Source organism: Streptococcus sp. HMSC034B05, from assembly GCF_001809055.1.
GTDB classification, from domain to species: domain Bacteria; phylum Bacillota; class Bacilli; order Lactobacillales; family Streptococcaceae; genus Streptococcus; species Streptococcus constellatus.
This window is the reverse complement of sequence record NZ_KV795621.1, coordinates 228,965-244,993: the sequence shown is the minus strand read 5'-3', so window position 1 is coordinate 244,993 and position 16,029 is coordinate 228,965. Positions and strand designations below refer to the sequence as shown.

The following is a 16,029-nucleotide window of genomic DNA, read 5'->3' as shown; positions in this document are numbered from 1 at the left end:
GTAGCTAGCGGGATATCCGTTACAAGGTCGTCAATACGAAAGCAATTTCCGGCCTTGTATGAAACAGCGAGACTTGTTACAGCAAACAGGTCTCTTTTTGTTTGTCAAAAAGAGATTAAAGGAGGAACTATTTTGTCGAAAGAACAAAAGCGCCAAGCGTTTTATACGCAAAGTTCGGAAGAAGTTTTAAAGAATTTGGAAACTTCTAATCAGGGTTTAACAAGCAATGAAGCTACTAAGCGTTTAGATGAGTACGGCCGCAATGAACTAGATGAAGGAGAGAAAAAATCCCTTCTGATGAAATTCGTTGAGCAATTCAAGGATTTGATGATTCTCATTTTGCTGATTGCTGCTATTCTTTCAGTTGTGACTTCAGGTGGTGAAGATATTGCAGATGCGATTATTATCCTAGCTGTGGTCATTATTAATGCCATTTTTGGAGTTTACCAAGAAGGCAAGGCAGAAGAAGCAATTGAAGCACTCAAATCTATGTCTAGCCCAGCTGCGCGCGCGCTGCGTGACGGGCATGTGACAGAAGTGGATTCTAAGGAATTAGTTCCAGGAGACATCGTTATACTGGAAGCTGGTGATGTGGTACCTGCTGATATGCGTCTTTTGGAAGCGAACACGTTGAAAATCGAAGAAGCAGCTCTGACTGGTGAATCTGTTCCTGTTGAAAAACATATGACTGATGATGTAGCTGCGGATGCAGGACTGGGTGACCGCATCAATATGGCTTTCCAAAATTCAAATGTTACGTATGGACGGGGAATGGGTGTAGTTGTCAATACAGGTATGTATACGGAAGTCGGTCATATTGCTGGTATGCTTCAAAACGCTGATGAAACAGATACTCCACTCAAGCAAAATCTAAATGGTCTGTCAAAAGTGCTCACCTATGCGATTTTAATTATTGCAGCTATCACTTTTGTGGTTGGTGTATTTATTCAAGGAAAAGATCCACTGGGCGAATTGATGACATCAGTTGCACTTGCTGTTGCAGCGATTCCAGAGGGGCTTCCTGCTATTGTAACCATTGTCTTGGCACTTGGTACCCAAGTTTTGGCGAAGAGAAATTCTATTGTTAGAAAGCTTCCTGCAGTTGAAACGCTTGGCTCTACTGAAATTATTGCTTCTGATAAGACTGGTACGTTAACTATGAACAAAATGACAGTTGAGAAAGTCTTTTATGATGGTAGCTTGCACGAAGCAAAACAAGCTATTGAGCTTGGGCTCGACTTGCCTTTGCTACGCTCGGTTGTACTTGCTAATGACACTAAAATCGACCAAGAGGGGAAACTCATTGGTGACCCAACAGAAACAGCCTTTGTTCAGTATGCACTTGATAAGGGCTATGATGTTAAAGCTTTCTTAGAGCAATATCCTCGTGTAGCAGAGTTGCCGTTTGACTCGACCCGTAAGCTCATGTCAACTATTCATCCTTTGCCGGACGGTAGATTTTTGGTTGCTGTAAAAGGTGCGCCAGATCAACTCTTAAAACGTTGTGTGTCTCGTGACAAGGCAGGAACTATTGCGCAGATTGATGAGGCAACGACTCAGTTGATTAAAGATAATAACTCAGGTATGGCTCATCAAGCCTTGCGCGTGTTGGCTGGCGCCTATAAAATTATTGATGAAATCCCAGAAAACTTAACGTCTGAAAATCTTGAAAATGATTTAATTTTCACAGGTATGATTGGAATGATTGACCCTGAGCGTATAGAAGCAGCAGAAGCTGTTCGCGTTGCCAAGGAAGCAGGGATTCGTCCAATTATGATTACGGGTGACCACCAAGCTACGGCGGAAGCCATTGCAAAACGTCTAGGAATTATCAATGATGATAGTAAAGACCATGTCATGACTGGTGCCGAGCTTAACGAATTGTCAGACGAAGAGTTTGAAAAAGTTGTTGGTCATTATTCTGTCTATGCGCGCGTATCACCTGAGCATAAAGTACGGATTGTAAAAGCATGGCAACATCAGGGGAAAGTTGTTGCTATGACTGGTGATGGTGTCAATGATGCACCAGCCCTGAAGACAGCCGATATCGGTATTGGAATGGGGATTACAGGTACAGAAGTTTCGAAAGGTGCTTCTGATATGATTTTGGCTGATGATAACTTTGCAACGATTATCGTGGCTGTTGAAGAAGGCCGTAAAGTCTTCTCTAACATTCAAAAGACGATTCAATATTTGCTTTCAGCCAATACAGCAGAAGTTTTGACTATTTTCCTAGCAACTCTTTTTGGCTGGGATGTGCTGCAGCCGGTTCACTTACTTTGGATTAATTTAGTGACAGATACTTTCCCTGCCATTGCTCTGGGAGTTGAACCTGCTGAGCCGGGCGTGATGACGCATAAACCGCGTGGCCGCAAGTCTAGCTTCTTCTCAGGTGGTGTCATGAGCTCGATTATTTATCAAGGATTCTTGCAAGGTGCTTTGGTACTTGGTGTTTATGCCTATGCCTTGATGAATCCTGTTCATGTTGGGGATATGAGAGCCATTCATGCAGACGCATTAACTATGTCTTTTGCAACGCTTGGATTAATTCAACTCTTCCATGCTTTTAATGTGAAATCTGTTTATCAATCACTTCTGACAGTCGGACCATTCAAGTCTAAAACCTTTAATTGGTCTATCTTAGTTTCCTTTATTTTGCTAGCTTCCACTATTTTGATTGAGCCATTAGAAGGAATTTTCCATGTAACAAAATTGGATCTTTCACAATGGACAGCAGTCCTTATTGGCAGTTTTTCAATGATTATCATCGTGGAAATTGTCAAATTTATCCAACGCAAACTTGGCTTTGATCAGAATGCTATTTAAGAAAGAAAAAGTCATCTTCGGATGACTTTTTCTAATAATCTAATAATATAATTGAAAAGGAAAGATATGGAAAAAATACTAAAAGAAAAATTAGCACAGGATATGCCAATTTATCAACAAGAAGAAATCCTTTGGATGTTAGATCATGTTGGTCATCCGAATTATAAAATACGAGATGACTTAATCTTTGTTTCTCTAGCCAGAGCCATACAAGAACAGTTATTTACAAAGGACCAGTTTGATTTTGTAGTGGTTGAAGCTCTTAAACGACAGGGACTTTTGTATAAAAAGGAAGAAGTTGGTCAGGCTACTCTGATTCGATCTTTTACGGCTTTATTATTCGCTAATTTGCTAAATGCAGATGCTAAGAAAAATTCACTTTATTTTAAAAGACTTTCTAGTCATCAAAGAATGGCTCTATTTGAACAAGGTCTGTCTTATTTATTGTATGAAAATGATAGCACTGGTTATTCTGAAGAATATGGTTGGGTGCATGCCTTTGCTCATGGTGCAGATCTTTTAGTTGAGATTATCTGTCATCCAGATTTTCCTATAACACGAGTAAATGAGGTTCTTCAAGTATTAGAAAAGATTTTTAAAAGAGTGGATTGGCGCTTTATTAGTGATGAAGAATGGCGTTTGGCACGAGTAATCTATCAAGCTGTTTTAAATGAGAGGCTCTCACAAACCAGAGTTGCGGTTTGGTTAACTTCACTTAGCTTTCCGTTAGAAAACTCAATAGACTTCATACAGTTTTCCAATGTTCGTTCGTGCTTATTAGAAATTTATCTCCAATTAAATAAAGAAAAAGTTCTTGCAGACGAGCTGAGAGAAGCCATTCACTTATTTTCGTACTAGATTTTAAAAGAGATAAGTGTAGCTACAATTTCTTCGTTAAAGTGCTTCTTCTTGTATTTTAAAAAAAGAGATAGGAACGATTGTCGTCAAAAATCATAGGAATTTTTAAGTTTTTTAGTATAAAATTGAGGTAAAGAGGAGGGATAAAAGATAGTCAAATTAGTGGCATTTGTTGTGGATGGTACATTTCTGTGCTTTGACAATACCTATGATGTGAAGTATTTCGAGAAAATTTATCAAATGTTGCAAGATAAAGATATTAAAGTAGTTGTCATCTCAGATAATCAATATGCCCAATTGGCTTCATTTTTTCCAAAAGATCAGCTCCACAAGAGATAGTGGCTTTTGGAGATGGTGGAAATGACCTAGAAAAGCTAGCTTATGTAGAGCAGGCTATGCGATGAAAAACGAATCTGAAATAGTAAAGAGAGTAGCAAAATATCAAGCACCAGGTAATCAAGAATCAGGTGTTTTAGAAGTTCTTGAGTGAGAAATTGCAAAGTAGAACACTACCATACATATCATTTCGGTATATCTATCTTCTTAATATTTTTCTTCAGCCAGCAACCTATCTAACAATCATGTAACAAAAAACGAAATTTCTTGATTACAACTTAGAAATTTTATACAATAACTATTATTGGATTCTGTCAGAAATTAGAAAAAAATACTGACTTGTGATATAATAAAACGATATGTGAAAAGAGGTAGATATGGATATTTCAGAAATTCGTCAAAAAATTGACGCAAATCGTGAAAAATTAGCTTCTTTCAGGGGGTCTCTTTGACTTAGAAGGTCTGGAAGAAGAAATTGCTATCTTAGAAAATAAGATGACAGAACCTGACTTTTGGGATGACAACATTGCAGCTCAAAAGACATCTCAGGAGCTCAATGAACTCAAGCAAACCTATAATAACTTTCAGCAAATGACTGATTTGTTTGATGAACTAGAAATTTTGCTGGATTTCTTGGCTGAAGATACATCTGTGCAAGAAGAACTAGAAGAAAAGCTAGTTGAATTGGACAAGATGATGGCAAGTTATGAGATGACCTTGCTTTTATCAGAACCTTATGATAACAACAATGCTATCCTTGAAATTCACCCAGGTTCAGGAGGAACAGAAGCTCAGGACTGGGGAGATATGTTGCTTCGTATGTATACACGTTTTGGCAATGCTCATGGTTTCAAGGTTGAAGTTTTGGATTATCAAGCGGGAGACGAAGCGGGAATTAAGTCTGTTACCTTGTCTTTTGAAGGGCCTCATGCTTATGGTTTGTTGAAATCTGAAATGGGAGTTCATCGATTAGTGCGGATTTCTCCGTTTGATTCAGCTAAGCGTCGACACACTTCCTTTACATCAGTAGAAGTTATGCCGGAGTTAGATGATACGATTGAAATTGAAGTTCGAGATGAAGACATCAAGATGGATACTTTTCGTTCAGGTGGTGCTGGTGGACAAAATGTCAATAAAGTTTCGACGGGGGTGCGTTTGACGCATATACCGACAGGAATTGTGACACAATCAACGGTTGACCGTACACAATATGGAAACCGTGATCGGGCAATGAAGTTGCTTCAAGCCAAGCTCTATCAAATGGAGCAAGAAAAGAAAGCAGCAGAAGTAGATTCGCTCAAAGGAGATAAAAAAGAGATCTCTTGGGGAAGTCAAATCCGCTCCTATGTTTTTACACCTTACACTATGGTTAAGGATCATCGAACTAGTTACGAAGTAGCTCAAGTTGATAAAGTTATGGATGGTGATTTAGATGGCTTCATAGATGCCTACTTGAAATGGCGGTTGAACTAAAAAGAAGACTTTTATCACAGAAAGTGTCATTTTAGTAACTTGAGTATTTAATGAAAGGACTCTTTGCAATATATGTCAATTATTGAAATGAGAGATGTTGTCAAAAAATATGACAACGGGACAACAGCCTTGCGTGGTGTGTCCATCAAAGTGGAACCAGGAGAATTCACCTACATTGTAGGACCTTCTGGAGCTGGGAAATCAACTTTTATTCGATTATTGTATCGTGAAGTGAAAGTTGATAAGGGAAGTCTGCAAGTTGCTGGCTTTAATCTTGCTAAAATTAAAAAACGTGATATTCCAATGTTGCGTCGCAATGTTGGCGTCGTTTTCCAAGATTATAAATTGCTACCCAAAAAGACAGTTTATGAAAATATCGCTTACGCCATGGAAGTTATCGGTGAGCGTCGTCGCAATATTAAAAAGCGCGTTATGGAAGTGCTAGATTTAGTTGGTTTGAAACATAAAGTTCGCTCTTTTCCAAATGAGTTATCAGGTGGTGAACAACAACGGATTGCGATTGCACGGGCTATTGTCAATAATCCAAAGGTTCTAATCGCTGATGAACCAACAGGAAATTTGGATCCGGATAATTCATGGGAAATCATGAATCTTCTGGAACGAATCAACCTTCAAGGAACAACTGTTTTAATGGCCACTCATAATAGCCAAATTGTAAATACTTTGCGTCACCGCGTTATTGCCATCGAAAATGGTCGTGTGGTGCGTGATGAAGCAAAAGGAGAATACGGATACGATGAATAGTAGATTTTTAAGTCACCTGCTAGAATCGCTTAAAAGTTTAAAGCGCAATGGTTGGATGACGGTTGCTGCAGTCAGCTCCGTGATGATTACGCTGGGATTAGTTGCAATCTTTGTGTCAGTCATTTTAAATACAGCGAAGCTAGCAACAGATATTGAAAATAATGTGCGGGTCATGGTCTATATGCGTCCAGATACGGCAGATAATAAAGAGACGATTACAAAAGAAGGCCAAAAAGTTAAAAATGAGGATTATCATAAGGTTTATGATGCTCTTAATAAAATGGCCAATGTCAAATCTGTTACATTTTCTAGCAAAGAAGAACAATTAAAGAAATTAACGGAAGTCATGGGAAAAGATTGGAAACTCTTTGAAGGGGACGCCAATCCATTGCATGATGCCTATATCGTGGATACGACAGAACCGAAGTATGTTACTTCTGTCGCAAATAATGCGAAGAAGATTGAAGGAGTTTCTGAGGTCGAATACGGTGGAGCCAATACAAAACGTATTTTTGCTCTGGCTAATTTTATTCGTACGTGGGGTATTGTAGGAGCACTCCTCTTAGTCTTTATTGCTATTTTCTTAATTTCAAATACTATTCGGATTACGATTATTTCACGCAGTCGTGAAATCCAAATCATGCGTCTGGTAGGTGCGAAAAACAGTTATATTCGAGGACCGTTCTTACTAGAAGGAGCTTGGATTGGCTTACTCGGAGCGGTTGTTCCAGCTGGATTAGTTTATTTTGTTTATGAAGTAGCTTATAAATCGTTCAATCCATCACTTGCCAGTCAGAATCTCTCAATGATTGTACCGCAAACCTTTATTCCATTGATGATTGCCTTCCTTTTTGTCGTAGGAATCATTATTGGCTCATTTGGATCAGTTCTGTCTATGAGACGATTCTTGAGGATTTAGTAGAAAACAATAATAAAAAGCCTGTTTAGGGCTTTTTTCATTGTAAAAATGGATTAAACATTTTTTCGTGAACAATGGTAGTCTGAGAACCATGACCGGGATAAACATCATAATTAGGCAAGGTCAGCAATTCTTCTTTAATGCCAGCAATGAGTTGTTCCAAGTTTCCAGTATAGAGATCCGTTCGACCGATTGCTTCACAAAATAAGGCATCACCAGTTAAAACAAAACGCTCGTTAGGAAAGACAATTGAAACGCCACCGATTGAATGTCCGGGTGTTGGTACGACATAAAAATAAAAATCATCTAAGCTGTAAGAATTATGATAATTATAGAAAACATCGGCAGGTTGGAGGATGATGTCGTCAATATCTTGGTGACGCTCTAGTCCAGATAGATTATACTCCGGACTATAGAGCCAAGTAGCTTCGCTTTCAGCGACATAGACAGGTGGATTGCTAAACTGTTGACGAACTAAATCAACACTCATAATATGGTCGTAATGGGTATGAGTCAGTAAAATAGCTGTAATTGGCTTATTGATTTTTTGGATTTTTGCTGCAATTTTCTCCCAGTCACTACCCGGATCAACTACGATAAGATGATGCTCGTTTTCTAAATAATAAGTATTTTCGTATGCTTGAGAATTTAAAGTTTTATGAATTGTTATCATTAGAGCTCCCTTCCTTTCATAGTTTAACAAAAAATGTGAGAAATGACACAAAAGAAATATTGCTTTATTCGTCAAAAGAAAATAAGACATAAAACGTGATACGAAATAGTTGGATTTATGGTATAATTTTTCTAGTATGACACAAGAAAAAAGAAAATATGCTGTGGTAGATTTGGAGGCGACTAGTGCCAGTAGCAATGCAAAGATTATCCAAGTCGGAATTGTGATTATTGAAAATAGTCAAATTGTCAAAACGTATGAAACCGATGTGAATCCTCATGAAAAGTTGACTTCTCATATTCGCCAATTAACAGGATTGACAGATAAGCGATTGAGAAAGGCACCAGACTTTTCTCAAGTAGCTCGTGAGATATATGAGTTGATTGAAGATGCCATTTTTGTGGCTCATAATGTGAAATTTGATGCCAATTTACTTGCAGAAGCCCTTTTTTGGGAAGGGTTTGAATTGGTGACTCCGAGGGTAGATACAGTAGAACTTGCACAAGTCTTTTTCCCGATGTTTGAAAAATACAATCTAGGAATATTATGTGAACAGTTAGACATCCCTTTAAAACATGCACATACAGCGATTGCGGATGCTTCAGCAACTGCTACCTTATTTTTAAAAATACAGGAGAAAATCCAAAAACTTCCAAAAGAGTTAGTGGAATATTTGTTAACTTTTTCGAATAGTTTGATTTATGAATCACGTTTGGCAATAGAGGATGCTTTTGATCACATGTCGGATTTCACTTGCCATGATTTGGTAAAGCGGCAGGGGATTTTTCTTAGAAAAAGTAAAAAGATTAAAAAAGCAAGGAAATTATCCCAAAATTTCCAACACAATATCAATTTGTTGGATTTAGAGGAACGAAAAGAACAAGATGAGTTTGCTCATGCGGTAGAACAAGCTTTAAAAAGTCATCAATCAAGCTTTTTACAAGCTCAGACAGGGTTAGGAAAGACCTATGGTTACTTACTTCCAGCTTTAGGTCAAACGAGCAAGCAAATCTTGGTGACGGTTCCTACGAAAGTATTGCAGGATCAGATTGTGGCAAATGAAGGACAGAACTTAGAACAAATTTTTCATATTTCTCTTCATAGCTTAAAAAGTCCTGCCAATTATTTGAAACTTGACTTCTTTTATGATAGTTTGCAACAAGTAGATGATAATCGTCTGGTCAATCGTTGCAAAATGTTACTTTTAGTTTGGCTTACAGAAACAGAATCTGGTGATCTGGATGAAATTGGCCAACGACATCGTTATCAGACTTATTTACAACAGGTTCTTCATGACGGGAAATTGAGCAAAAAATCTCATTTTTGGGATACAGATTTTTGGCAAAAAGGTCAAGAAAAATCGAAGCGTAGTCGTGTGTTAGTGACGAATCATGCCTATTTTTTGACGCGGTTAGAAGATGATAAGTCAATTGTAGAAAATCGGCTTTTGATTGTGGATGAAGCGCAGAAGTTGTTTTTAGCTTTGGAAAATCTATCTCGAAAATCACTTAATATGACAAAATGTTTGCAGCAGATTCAATTGGAACTAAAAGAAGTAAATACTATCTTAGAACGCCGTTTGTTAGAGGATATCCAATTTGAGTTAGCTCATGCAATAGAACAATTCCAACGCTACAGAAAAAATGAACTGGCAAAGGAAACTTGTTCTAAACTTCGACAAGACTTGTCAGAGATAAATACCTCCTCTCTTCCTGACTTACGCGCTATTTTCGCTACAAAATATGACCAGTTCTGGTTAAAAGAGGAGCGATTTGATGATTATCGAGTGACAATGTTGGAAGCTGCTTGCTTAGAAATGCTAGATTTTAGAGCCTTGCTACCCGAAGAAGTTCAAGTCTTGTTCGTTTCGGCTACACTGGAAATCAGCAAAAAAGTGCATTTAGCTCATTTACTTGGTTTTGAACATGCACCATTTTATCAGTTGCCACAAAAGCAGAAATATCAGCAGAAAATATGGCTGGATAAGAATTTTCCAAATGTTGTAGAGTTGGATATAGATATTTATGCAGATTTGATTGTTAAATGGGTACATAAGTTAGCTACTCAAGGGGTTCCTCTCCTCGTTTTGTTTACATCAAAATCGTTACTACTGGCTGTTTCAGACCGCTTGCGTCTTCCTCATTTAGCCCAGTATAAGAATGGTGAAGCAGCTAATATTAAACGACGTTTTGATAGAGGGGAAAGTAGTATTTTACTAGGAGCGGGTAGCTTTTGGGAAGGGACAGATTTTTCTAGTCAGAAACAAATGATTGAAGTTATTACGCGAATCCCTTTTGACAATCCGAGTGATTTCTTTACGCAGAAGCTCAATCGCAAATTGCGGCAAGAAGGTAAGAATCCTTTTTATGATTATAGCTTACCTGTTGCGATTTTACGGATAAAACAGGCTTTAGGACGTACAATTCGACACCAAGAGCAGCAATCAGCAGTCGTTATTTTAGACAATCGCATTTTAACCAAACGATATGGACGCCAAATTCAAACAGCTCTGGAAAAAGTTGCTCCACTATCCATCACAAGTATGAAACAAATTCCAAAAGAGATGGAGCAATTTTTGAAGAAGAAAACGATGTAACTTCAATTTATGAATGACTCAGTTCAAAGTAAACTGAGTTTTTTTGTTAAAAATACTGATTTTCTCTGCTGCTAGTTTTAAATTTTGTTATAATAGAAACACAAAGAAAGAAGGTTCAATATGTATCAAAAATATCTTCCAGGGATTGGTTTTGCTTTTGTATTAGCGGCAGTAGCAACCGTCTTGGGAAATTTCTTTCCCTTGATTGGCTCCAGCGTTTTTGCCATTCTTTTGGGAATTTTAGCCAATAATCTTTTTCATATAAAAAAGACTTATCATGCTGGTCTAGCTTATTCAGGTAAGAAATTACTGCAATATTCCATTATTTTGCTGGGGTTCAGCATGTCCATTGGTCGTGTCTCTGCTACGGGTATTTCCTCATTAAAGATTAGTATTTTAACGATTCTCATCGCCTTTCTTTCAGCTTATGTGGTAGGTCGTTTGTTGGGGATGGGTAAAGTTTTAACCACTTTGATTGGGTTCGGGACTGCTATTTGTGGTGGTTCTGCCATTGCAGCAGCTTCACCGATTTTAGAAGCAAAAGATGAAGACATCGCTTTATCTATTTCAACAATTTTTTTCTTTAACATTTTAGCAGTTTTTATTTTCCCATTTTTAGGGCATTTGATGCATATGAATAATGCAACTTTTGGAACTTGGGCAGGAACCGCTATCAATGATACATCATCTGTTGTAGCAGCAGGATACACTTACAGTCAGTCGGCGGGAGATTTGGCAACGATTGTCAAACTAAGTCGTGCTTTGATGATTGTACCAGCCTGTCTCATCTTTGCAGGAGTCCGATATATACGCTCACAAAACAGTCATCAAAAAGTTGATTTAAAGAATATTTTTCCTTGGTTTATTCTGTGGTTTGTCGTAGCGTCTATTGTTACTAGTATAGGCATCTTTCCAAGTTCCTTTGTACCAGTAACAAAATTCTTGTCACAATGGCTCATGGCAATGGCTCTTGCTGGGATTGGGGCGAGAGTATCCTTTGGACAATTTAGAAAAGCAGGTGTAGCACCGTTGGTAACAGGTGCCTTTGCTTGGTTTGCAGTTGCTGCATCTAGCTTAATTATTCAATACTTTTTCTCGTAAAAGTTTTTGATGTTTATTACGTATGTTGGAGGAGATATGCCTTATCAAAAACGCTCGATTGATTCACGAGTGGATTATAGTTTAATATTACCAGTATTTTGTTTGCTTTTTATTGGTATTGTTGCCATTTATATTGCAGTTAGTCATGATTATCCTAAAAATGTTTGGCCGATTGTAGGGCAACAGATTGCTTGGATTGCTCTGGGGACAGTTATCAGTTTGATTATTATGCTATTTAATACAAAATTTCTTTGGCAAATAACGCCATACTTATATGTATTTGGCTTATCCCTGATGGTGCTTCCGCTTATTTTTTATAGTTCAGAATTAGTTGCTTCGACAGGAGCAAAAAACTGGGTAACTATAGGGCGTGTCACCTTGTTCCAACCGTCTGAATTTATGAAGATTTCCTATATTTTGATGTTATCGCGAGTTGTTGTCAATTTTTTACAGCGCCATAAAGATAGAGAGCGATCAATTCAATTAGACTTTTTTCTGATTTTTGAATTAGCACTTTATACCTTGCCTGTCCTGATTTTGTTGGCATTGCAGAGTGACCTAGGGACATCTTTAGTTTTTATTGCCATCTTTTCAGGAATTGTTCTCCTGTCCGGTGTGTCTTGGAAAATAATCGTACCAGTTGTTTTGACAGCTCTGATTGTAGGTGGTGGCTTTTTACTTATTTTCATTTCAAAAGACGGGCGAGCCTTTTTGCATCAAATTGGGATCCCAACTTATCAGATTAATCGAATTTTGGCTTGGTTGAATCCATTTGATTATGCGCAAACAACTACGTATCAACAGGCACAAGGTCAAATAGCAATTGGTAGTGGTGGTCTCTGGGGACAAGGGTTTAATGTATCCAATCTATTGGTGCCTGTACGTGAAAGTGATATGATTTTTACTGTCATTGCAGAAGATTTTGGTTTTGTCGGTGCAACGATTGTGATTGCCTTGTATTTGCTATTGATTTATCGTATGTTAAAAATTACGCTGAAATCAAATAATCAATTTTACACCTATATTTCTACTGGTTTTATCATGATGTTACTCTTTCATATTTTTGAAAATATCGGAGCTGTAACAGGAATTTTACCTTTAACAGGAATCCCGCTTCCATTCATTTCTCAAGGTGGTTCTTCGATTATTAGTAATTTAATTGGTGTCGGACTCTTGCTTTCGATAAGTTATCAAAATAATCTCTCAGATGAGAAACGCTCCCATTATCCTACAAGGCATAAAAAAGTAGTATTAAAACAATTAAAATAAAGGAGAGGAAGTATGACGAAAGTAGCTGTTATGTTGGCCAATGGATTTGAAGAGATTGAAGCGTTGACGGTTGTGGATGTTCTGCGTCGTGCTGATATTACTTGCGAAATGGTTGGCTTTGAAAGGGTTATAACGGGTTCTCATGGTATTTCAGTTCAAGCAGATAAAGTTTGGGCTGGAAAGTTAGAGGATTATGGCCTAGTAGTGCTGCCGGGAGGAATGCCTGGGGCGACAAATTTGCGAGATGATGATCGTTTGATGTCAGCTCTACAGAAGATGCAAGAAGAAGGTAAGTGGATAGCAGCCATTTGCGCAGCACCGATTGCACTCAATCGTGCAGGAATCTTAAAGGACAAACAGTTTACCTGTTACGACGGTATCGAATCAGATATTGATTCTGGTACTTATATCAAGCAAACCGTTGTTGTTGACGGGAAAGTGATTACTAGCCGAGGACCCGCAACTGCTCTAGCTTTTGCTTATGAATTAGTTCATCAATTGGGCGGAGATAGTGAGTGGCTTGCAACGGCAATGCTTTACAATGATGTTTATGGTGATTGATTTTCTGGGATACTGAAACTTATTTGGAATTAACCAAGTAAGTTTTTTTATGGGAATTCATATCTAAAATAAGCTCTCCTATCCCTTTTTACCGCCATTTTTTAGAAAAATATGTTATAATAAGAGGTATGGATTATCAAGATTATATTTGGGATTTAGGGGGGACTCTCCTCGATAATTACGAGACTTCAACGGCTGCTTTTGTAGAAACATTAGCTAGTTTTGGTATTCAAGCTAACCATGATGAGGTTTACAAGGCATTGAAGATTTCCACTCCCTATGCAGTTGCTCAGTTTGTGCCTGACATTCCTCCATTCTTACAAACTTATAAAGCGAACGAAGCGATAGAATTAGCTCATCCTGTTTTATTTGAAGGGGCTTCGGAGTTGCTTAAGAAAATTCTTGCGCAAGGAGGGCGTAATTTTCTGATTTCTCATCGGAATGACCAAGTTTTAGAGATTCTTGAAAAAACAGGGATTTTGGCATATTTTACGGAAGTTGTGACTTCTAGTAGAGGCTTTAAAAGGAAGCCAAATCCTGAGTCGATGCTTTACTTAAAAGACAAGTATCAGATTGAGAATGGTTTAGTCATTGGAGATCGTCCGATTGATATAGAAGCTGGTCAAGCAGCTGGTTTTGCGACTTATCTCTTTGATAATATGGAAAATCTCGAGCAATTTATAAAAATATAGAAAAGGAATCGTATGTCAGAAGAAACTAAAGAAATGCAAGCACAGGATTATGATGCTAGTCAAATTCAGGTTCTCGAAGGGTTAGAAGCTGTTCGTATGCGCCCAGGAATGTACATTGGCTCAACTTCAAAGGAAGGACTTCACCACCTTGTTTGGGAAATTGTGGATAACTCAATTGATGAGGCACTAGCAGGTTTTGCAACTCATATTCAAGTATTTATAGAAAAAGATAATTCGATTACAGTTGTTGACGACGGTCGTGGGATTCCTGTAGATATTCAAGAGAAAACAGGTCGTCCTGCGGTAGAAACAGTCTTTACGATTCTCCACGCTGGAGGAAAATTCGGCGGTGGCGGTTATAAGGTTTCCGGTGGCCTTCATGGGGTGGGTTCTTCCGTTGTCAATGCCCTCTCAGCTCAGTTAGATGTTCGGGTTTACAAAAATGGACAGATTCATTTTCAAGAATATCGTCGCGGTCAGGTCGTAGCGGATTTGAAAATTATTGGAGAAACAGATCGAACAGGGACAACTGTTCACTTTACTCCAGACCCAGAAATATTCACAGAAACTGTTGAATTTGATTTTGAAAAATTGAATAAACGGGTACAGGAACTAGCGTTCTTGAATCGCGGATTGCGGATTTCTATCACAGATAAACGCGAAGGATTGGAACAAACAAAAGATTACCATTATGAAGGTGGAATTGCTAGCTATGTCCAATACATCAATGAAAACAAAGACGTTATCTTTGAGAATCCTATATATACAGACGGAGAAATGGATGATATTACTGTTGAAGTAGCTATACAATACACAACAGGTTATCACGAAACAGTCATGAGTTTTGCAAACAATATCCACACTCACGAAGGTGGAACTCATGAACAAGGATTCCGTACAGCACTCACGCGTGTCATCAATGACTATGCGAAGAAAAATAAACTTTTAAAAGAAAATGAAGATAATCTAACTGGTGAAGATGTTCGTGAAGGTTTGACAGCTGTCATCTCTGTCAAACATCCTAATCCTCAGTTTGAAGGACAAACAAAGACAAAGTTGGGCAATAGTGAAGTTGTTAAAATTACCAATCGTCTCTTTAGTGAAGCCTTTTCAGATTTTCTTTTGGAAAATCCTGCAGTTGCTAAGAAAATTATTGAGAAGGGAATTTTGGCATCTAAAGCTAGGATTGCAGCTAAGCGGGCACGTGAAGTGACCCGCAAGAAATCAGGACTAGAAATCTCCAACTTACCTGGTAAATTAGCAGATTGCTCTTCCAACGATCCGCACGAAACAGAATTGTTTATCGTGGAAGGAGACTCAGCAGGTGGTTCAGCCAAGTCTGGTAGGAATCGGGAATTTCAAGCTATTTTACCAATTCGTGGTAAGATTTTAAATGTTGAAAAAGCCAGTATGGATAAAATCTTGGCAAATGAAGAAATTCGTAGCCTTTTTACCGCAATGGGAACAGGCTTTGGCGCAGACTTTGATGTGAATAAGGCTCGTTATCAAAAGTTAGTCATTATGACCGATGCTGATGTTGATGGTGCCCATATCCGAACTCTTCTGTTGACATTGATTTATCGTTATATGAAACCTGTTTTGGAAGCAGGATATGTTTATATTGCACAACCACCTATTTATGGAGTGAAAGTTGGCAGTGAAGTGAAAGAATATATCCAACCTGGAGCCAATCAAGAAGAAGAGCTGCAGTTAGCTTTGGAACGTTATTCTGAAGGTCGCTCCAAACCAAGCATCCAGCGTTATAAAGGGTTAGGTGAAATGGATGATCACCAACTTTGGGAAACAACAATGAACCCAGAACATCGCTTAATGGCGCGTGTTTCAGTAGATGATGCAGCAGAAGCAGATAAGATTTTTGATATGCTGATGGGTGATCGTGTGGAACCTCGCCGTGAATTTATCGAAGAAAATGCCGTTTATAGTACATTGGACGTTTAAA

At 38.2% G+C, this 16,029-nt stretch carries 13 protein-coding genes; 12 read left to right on the top strand and 1 reads right to left on the bottom strand.

Annotated elements, in window-relative coordinates:
* The first annotated feature begins 132 nt into the window (after positions 1-132).
* From HMPREF2542_RS07840 to ftsX, 6 genes are all read left to right on the top strand, one after another.
* Entirely contained in the window at positions 133-2,826 is a 2,694-nt protein-coding gene (locus HMPREF2542_RS07840) for a cation-translocating P-type ATPase (RefSeq protein ID WP_058670299.1), read from the top strand.
* A 66-nt stretch (positions 2,827-2,892) separates the two neighbouring features.
* A complete protein-coding gene (locus HMPREF2542_RS07835) occupies positions 2,893-3,684 on the top strand; it encodes a DUF2785 domain-containing protein (RefSeq protein WP_058670300.1) in 792 nt (263 codons plus the stop codon).
* Positions 3,685-4,084: 400 nt separating this feature from the next.
* Complete coding sequence (locus tag HMPREF2542_RS10195; protein ID WP_148129470.1) at positions 4,085-4,174, top strand: hypothetical protein; 90 nt, start codon at positions 4,085-4,087, stop codon at positions 4,172-4,174.
* Positions 4,175-4,397: 223 nt separating this feature from the next.
* A protein-coding gene (gene prfB, locus HMPREF2542_RS07830; protein WP_134970971.1) for a peptide chain release factor 2 occupies positions 4,398-5,493 on the top strand; the annotation gives its coding sequence in 2 pieces (ribosomal slippage) (positions 4,398-4,469 and positions 4,471-5,493; 1,095 coding nt in all).
* A gap of 72 nt (positions 5,494-5,565) precedes the next feature.
* Positions 5,566-6,258: a cell division ATP-binding protein FtsE gene (gene ftsE, locus HMPREF2542_RS07825; RefSeq protein ID WP_003069826.1), complete on the top strand. Its 693-nt coding sequence runs from the start codon at positions 5,566-5,568 to the stop codon at positions 6,256-6,258.
* The gene (gene ftsX / locus HMPREF2542_RS07820; protein WP_049476626.1) at positions 6,251-7,177 is read left to right on the top strand and encodes a permease-like cell division protein FtsX; all 927 of its coding nucleotides are present in this window, start codon (positions 6,251-6,253) and stop codon (positions 7,175-7,177) included. The genes ftsE and ftsX overlap by 8 nt, the downstream gene beginning before the upstream one ends.
* A 37-nt stretch (positions 7,178-7,214) precedes the next feature.
* On the opposite strand, the gene HMPREF2542_RS07815 is transcribed toward ftsX, so the two are convergent.
* Complete coding sequence (locus tag HMPREF2542_RS07815) at positions 7,215-7,850, bottom strand: MBL fold metallo-hydrolase (protein WP_058670301.1); 636 nt, start codon at positions 7,848-7,850, stop codon at positions 7,215-7,217.
* A 136-nt stretch (positions 7,851-7,986) separates the two neighbouring features.
* Here HMPREF2542_RS07815 and HMPREF2542_RS07810 point away from each other — a divergent pair, with 136 nt between their 5' ends.
* From HMPREF2542_RS07810 to gyrB, 6 genes are all read left to right on the top strand, one after another.
* Positions 7,987-10,446 (top strand): bifunctional DnaQ family exonuclease/ATP-dependent helicase, encoded by a 2,460-nt coding sequence (locus HMPREF2542_RS07810; protein ID WP_058670413.1) that lies wholly within the window; start codon positions 7,987-7,989, stop codon positions 10,444-10,446.
* A 120-nt stretch (positions 10,447-10,566) separates the two neighbouring features.
* Entirely contained in the window at positions 10,567-11,547 is a 981-nt protein-coding gene (locus HMPREF2542_RS07805; protein WP_070484688.1) for a YeiH family protein, read from the top strand.
* 36 nt (positions 11,548-11,583) lie between these two features.
* Complete coding sequence (locus HMPREF2542_RS07800; RefSeq protein WP_070484686.1) at positions 11,584-12,816, top strand: FtsW/RodA/SpoVE family cell cycle protein; 1,233 nt, start codon at positions 11,584-11,586, stop codon at positions 12,814-12,816.
* A gap of 12 nt (positions 12,817-12,828) precedes the next feature.
* Positions 12,829-13,377 carry a DJ-1 family glyoxalase III gene (locus HMPREF2542_RS07795; RefSeq protein WP_058670303.1) on the top strand — a complete coding sequence of 183 codons (549 nt, stop codon included), beginning with the start codon at positions 12,829-12,831 and terminating at the stop codon, positions 13,375-13,377.
* Positions 13,378-13,505: 128 nt separating this feature from the next.
* Positions 13,506-14,069: an HAD family hydrolase gene (locus tag HMPREF2542_RS07790; protein ID WP_058670304.1), complete on the top strand. Its 564-nt coding sequence runs from the start codon at positions 13,506-13,508 to the stop codon at positions 14,067-14,069.
* A gap of 12 nt (positions 14,070-14,081) precedes the next feature.
* Positions 14,082-16,028 (top strand): DNA topoisomerase (ATP-hydrolyzing) subunit B, encoded by a 1,947-nt coding sequence (gene gyrB / locus HMPREF2542_RS07785; protein ID WP_006269927.1) that lies wholly within the window; start codon positions 14,082-14,084, stop codon positions 16,026-16,028.
* The last annotated feature ends 1 nt before the right edge of the window (position 16,029 follow it).

What these genes read in the sequence shown, in the direction of transcription:
- gyrB (WP_006269927.1), top strand. Translation starts at nt 14,082, where the DNA reads ATGTCAGAAGAAACTAAAGAAATGCAAGCACAGGATTATGATGCTAGT.
- ftsX (WP_049476626.1), top strand. Translation starts at nt 6,251, where the DNA reads ATGAATAGTAGATTTTTAAGTCACCTGCTAGAATCGCTTAAAAGTTTA.
- HMPREF2542_RS07790 (WP_058670304.1), top strand. Translation starts at nt 13,506, where the DNA reads ATGGATTATCAAGATTATATTTGGGATTTAGGGGGGACTCTCCTCGAT.
- HMPREF2542_RS07805 (WP_070484688.1), top strand. Translation starts at nt 10,567, where the DNA reads ATGTATCAAAAATATCTTCCAGGGATTGGTTTTGCTTTTGTATTAGCG.
- HMPREF2542_RS07800 (WP_070484686.1), top strand. Translation starts at nt 11,584, where the DNA reads ATGCCTTATCAAAAACGCTCGATTGATTCACGAGTGGATTATAGTTTA.
- HMPREF2542_RS07815 (WP_058670301.1), bottom strand. Translation starts at nt 7,850, where the DNA reads ATGATAACAATTCATAAAACTTTAAATTCTCAAGCATACGAAAATACT.
- HMPREF2542_RS07835 (WP_058670300.1), top strand. Translation starts at nt 2,893, where the DNA reads ATGGAAAAAATACTAAAAGAAAAATTAGCACAGGATATGCCAATTTAT.
- HMPREF2542_RS10195 (WP_148129470.1), top strand. Translation starts at nt 4,085, where the DNA reads ATGAAAAACGAATCTGAAATAGTAAAGAGAGTAGCAAAATATCAAGCA.
- HMPREF2542_RS07810 (WP_058670413.1), top strand. Translation starts at nt 7,987, where the DNA reads ATGACACAAGAAAAAAGAAAATATGCTGTGGTAGATTTGGAGGCGACT.
- HMPREF2542_RS07795 (WP_058670303.1), top strand. Translation starts at nt 12,829, where the DNA reads ATGACGAAAGTAGCTGTTATGTTGGCCAATGGATTTGAAGAGATTGAA.
- ftsE (WP_003069826.1), top strand. Translation starts at nt 5,566, where the DNA reads ATGTCAATTATTGAAATGAGAGATGTTGTCAAAAAATATGACAACGGG.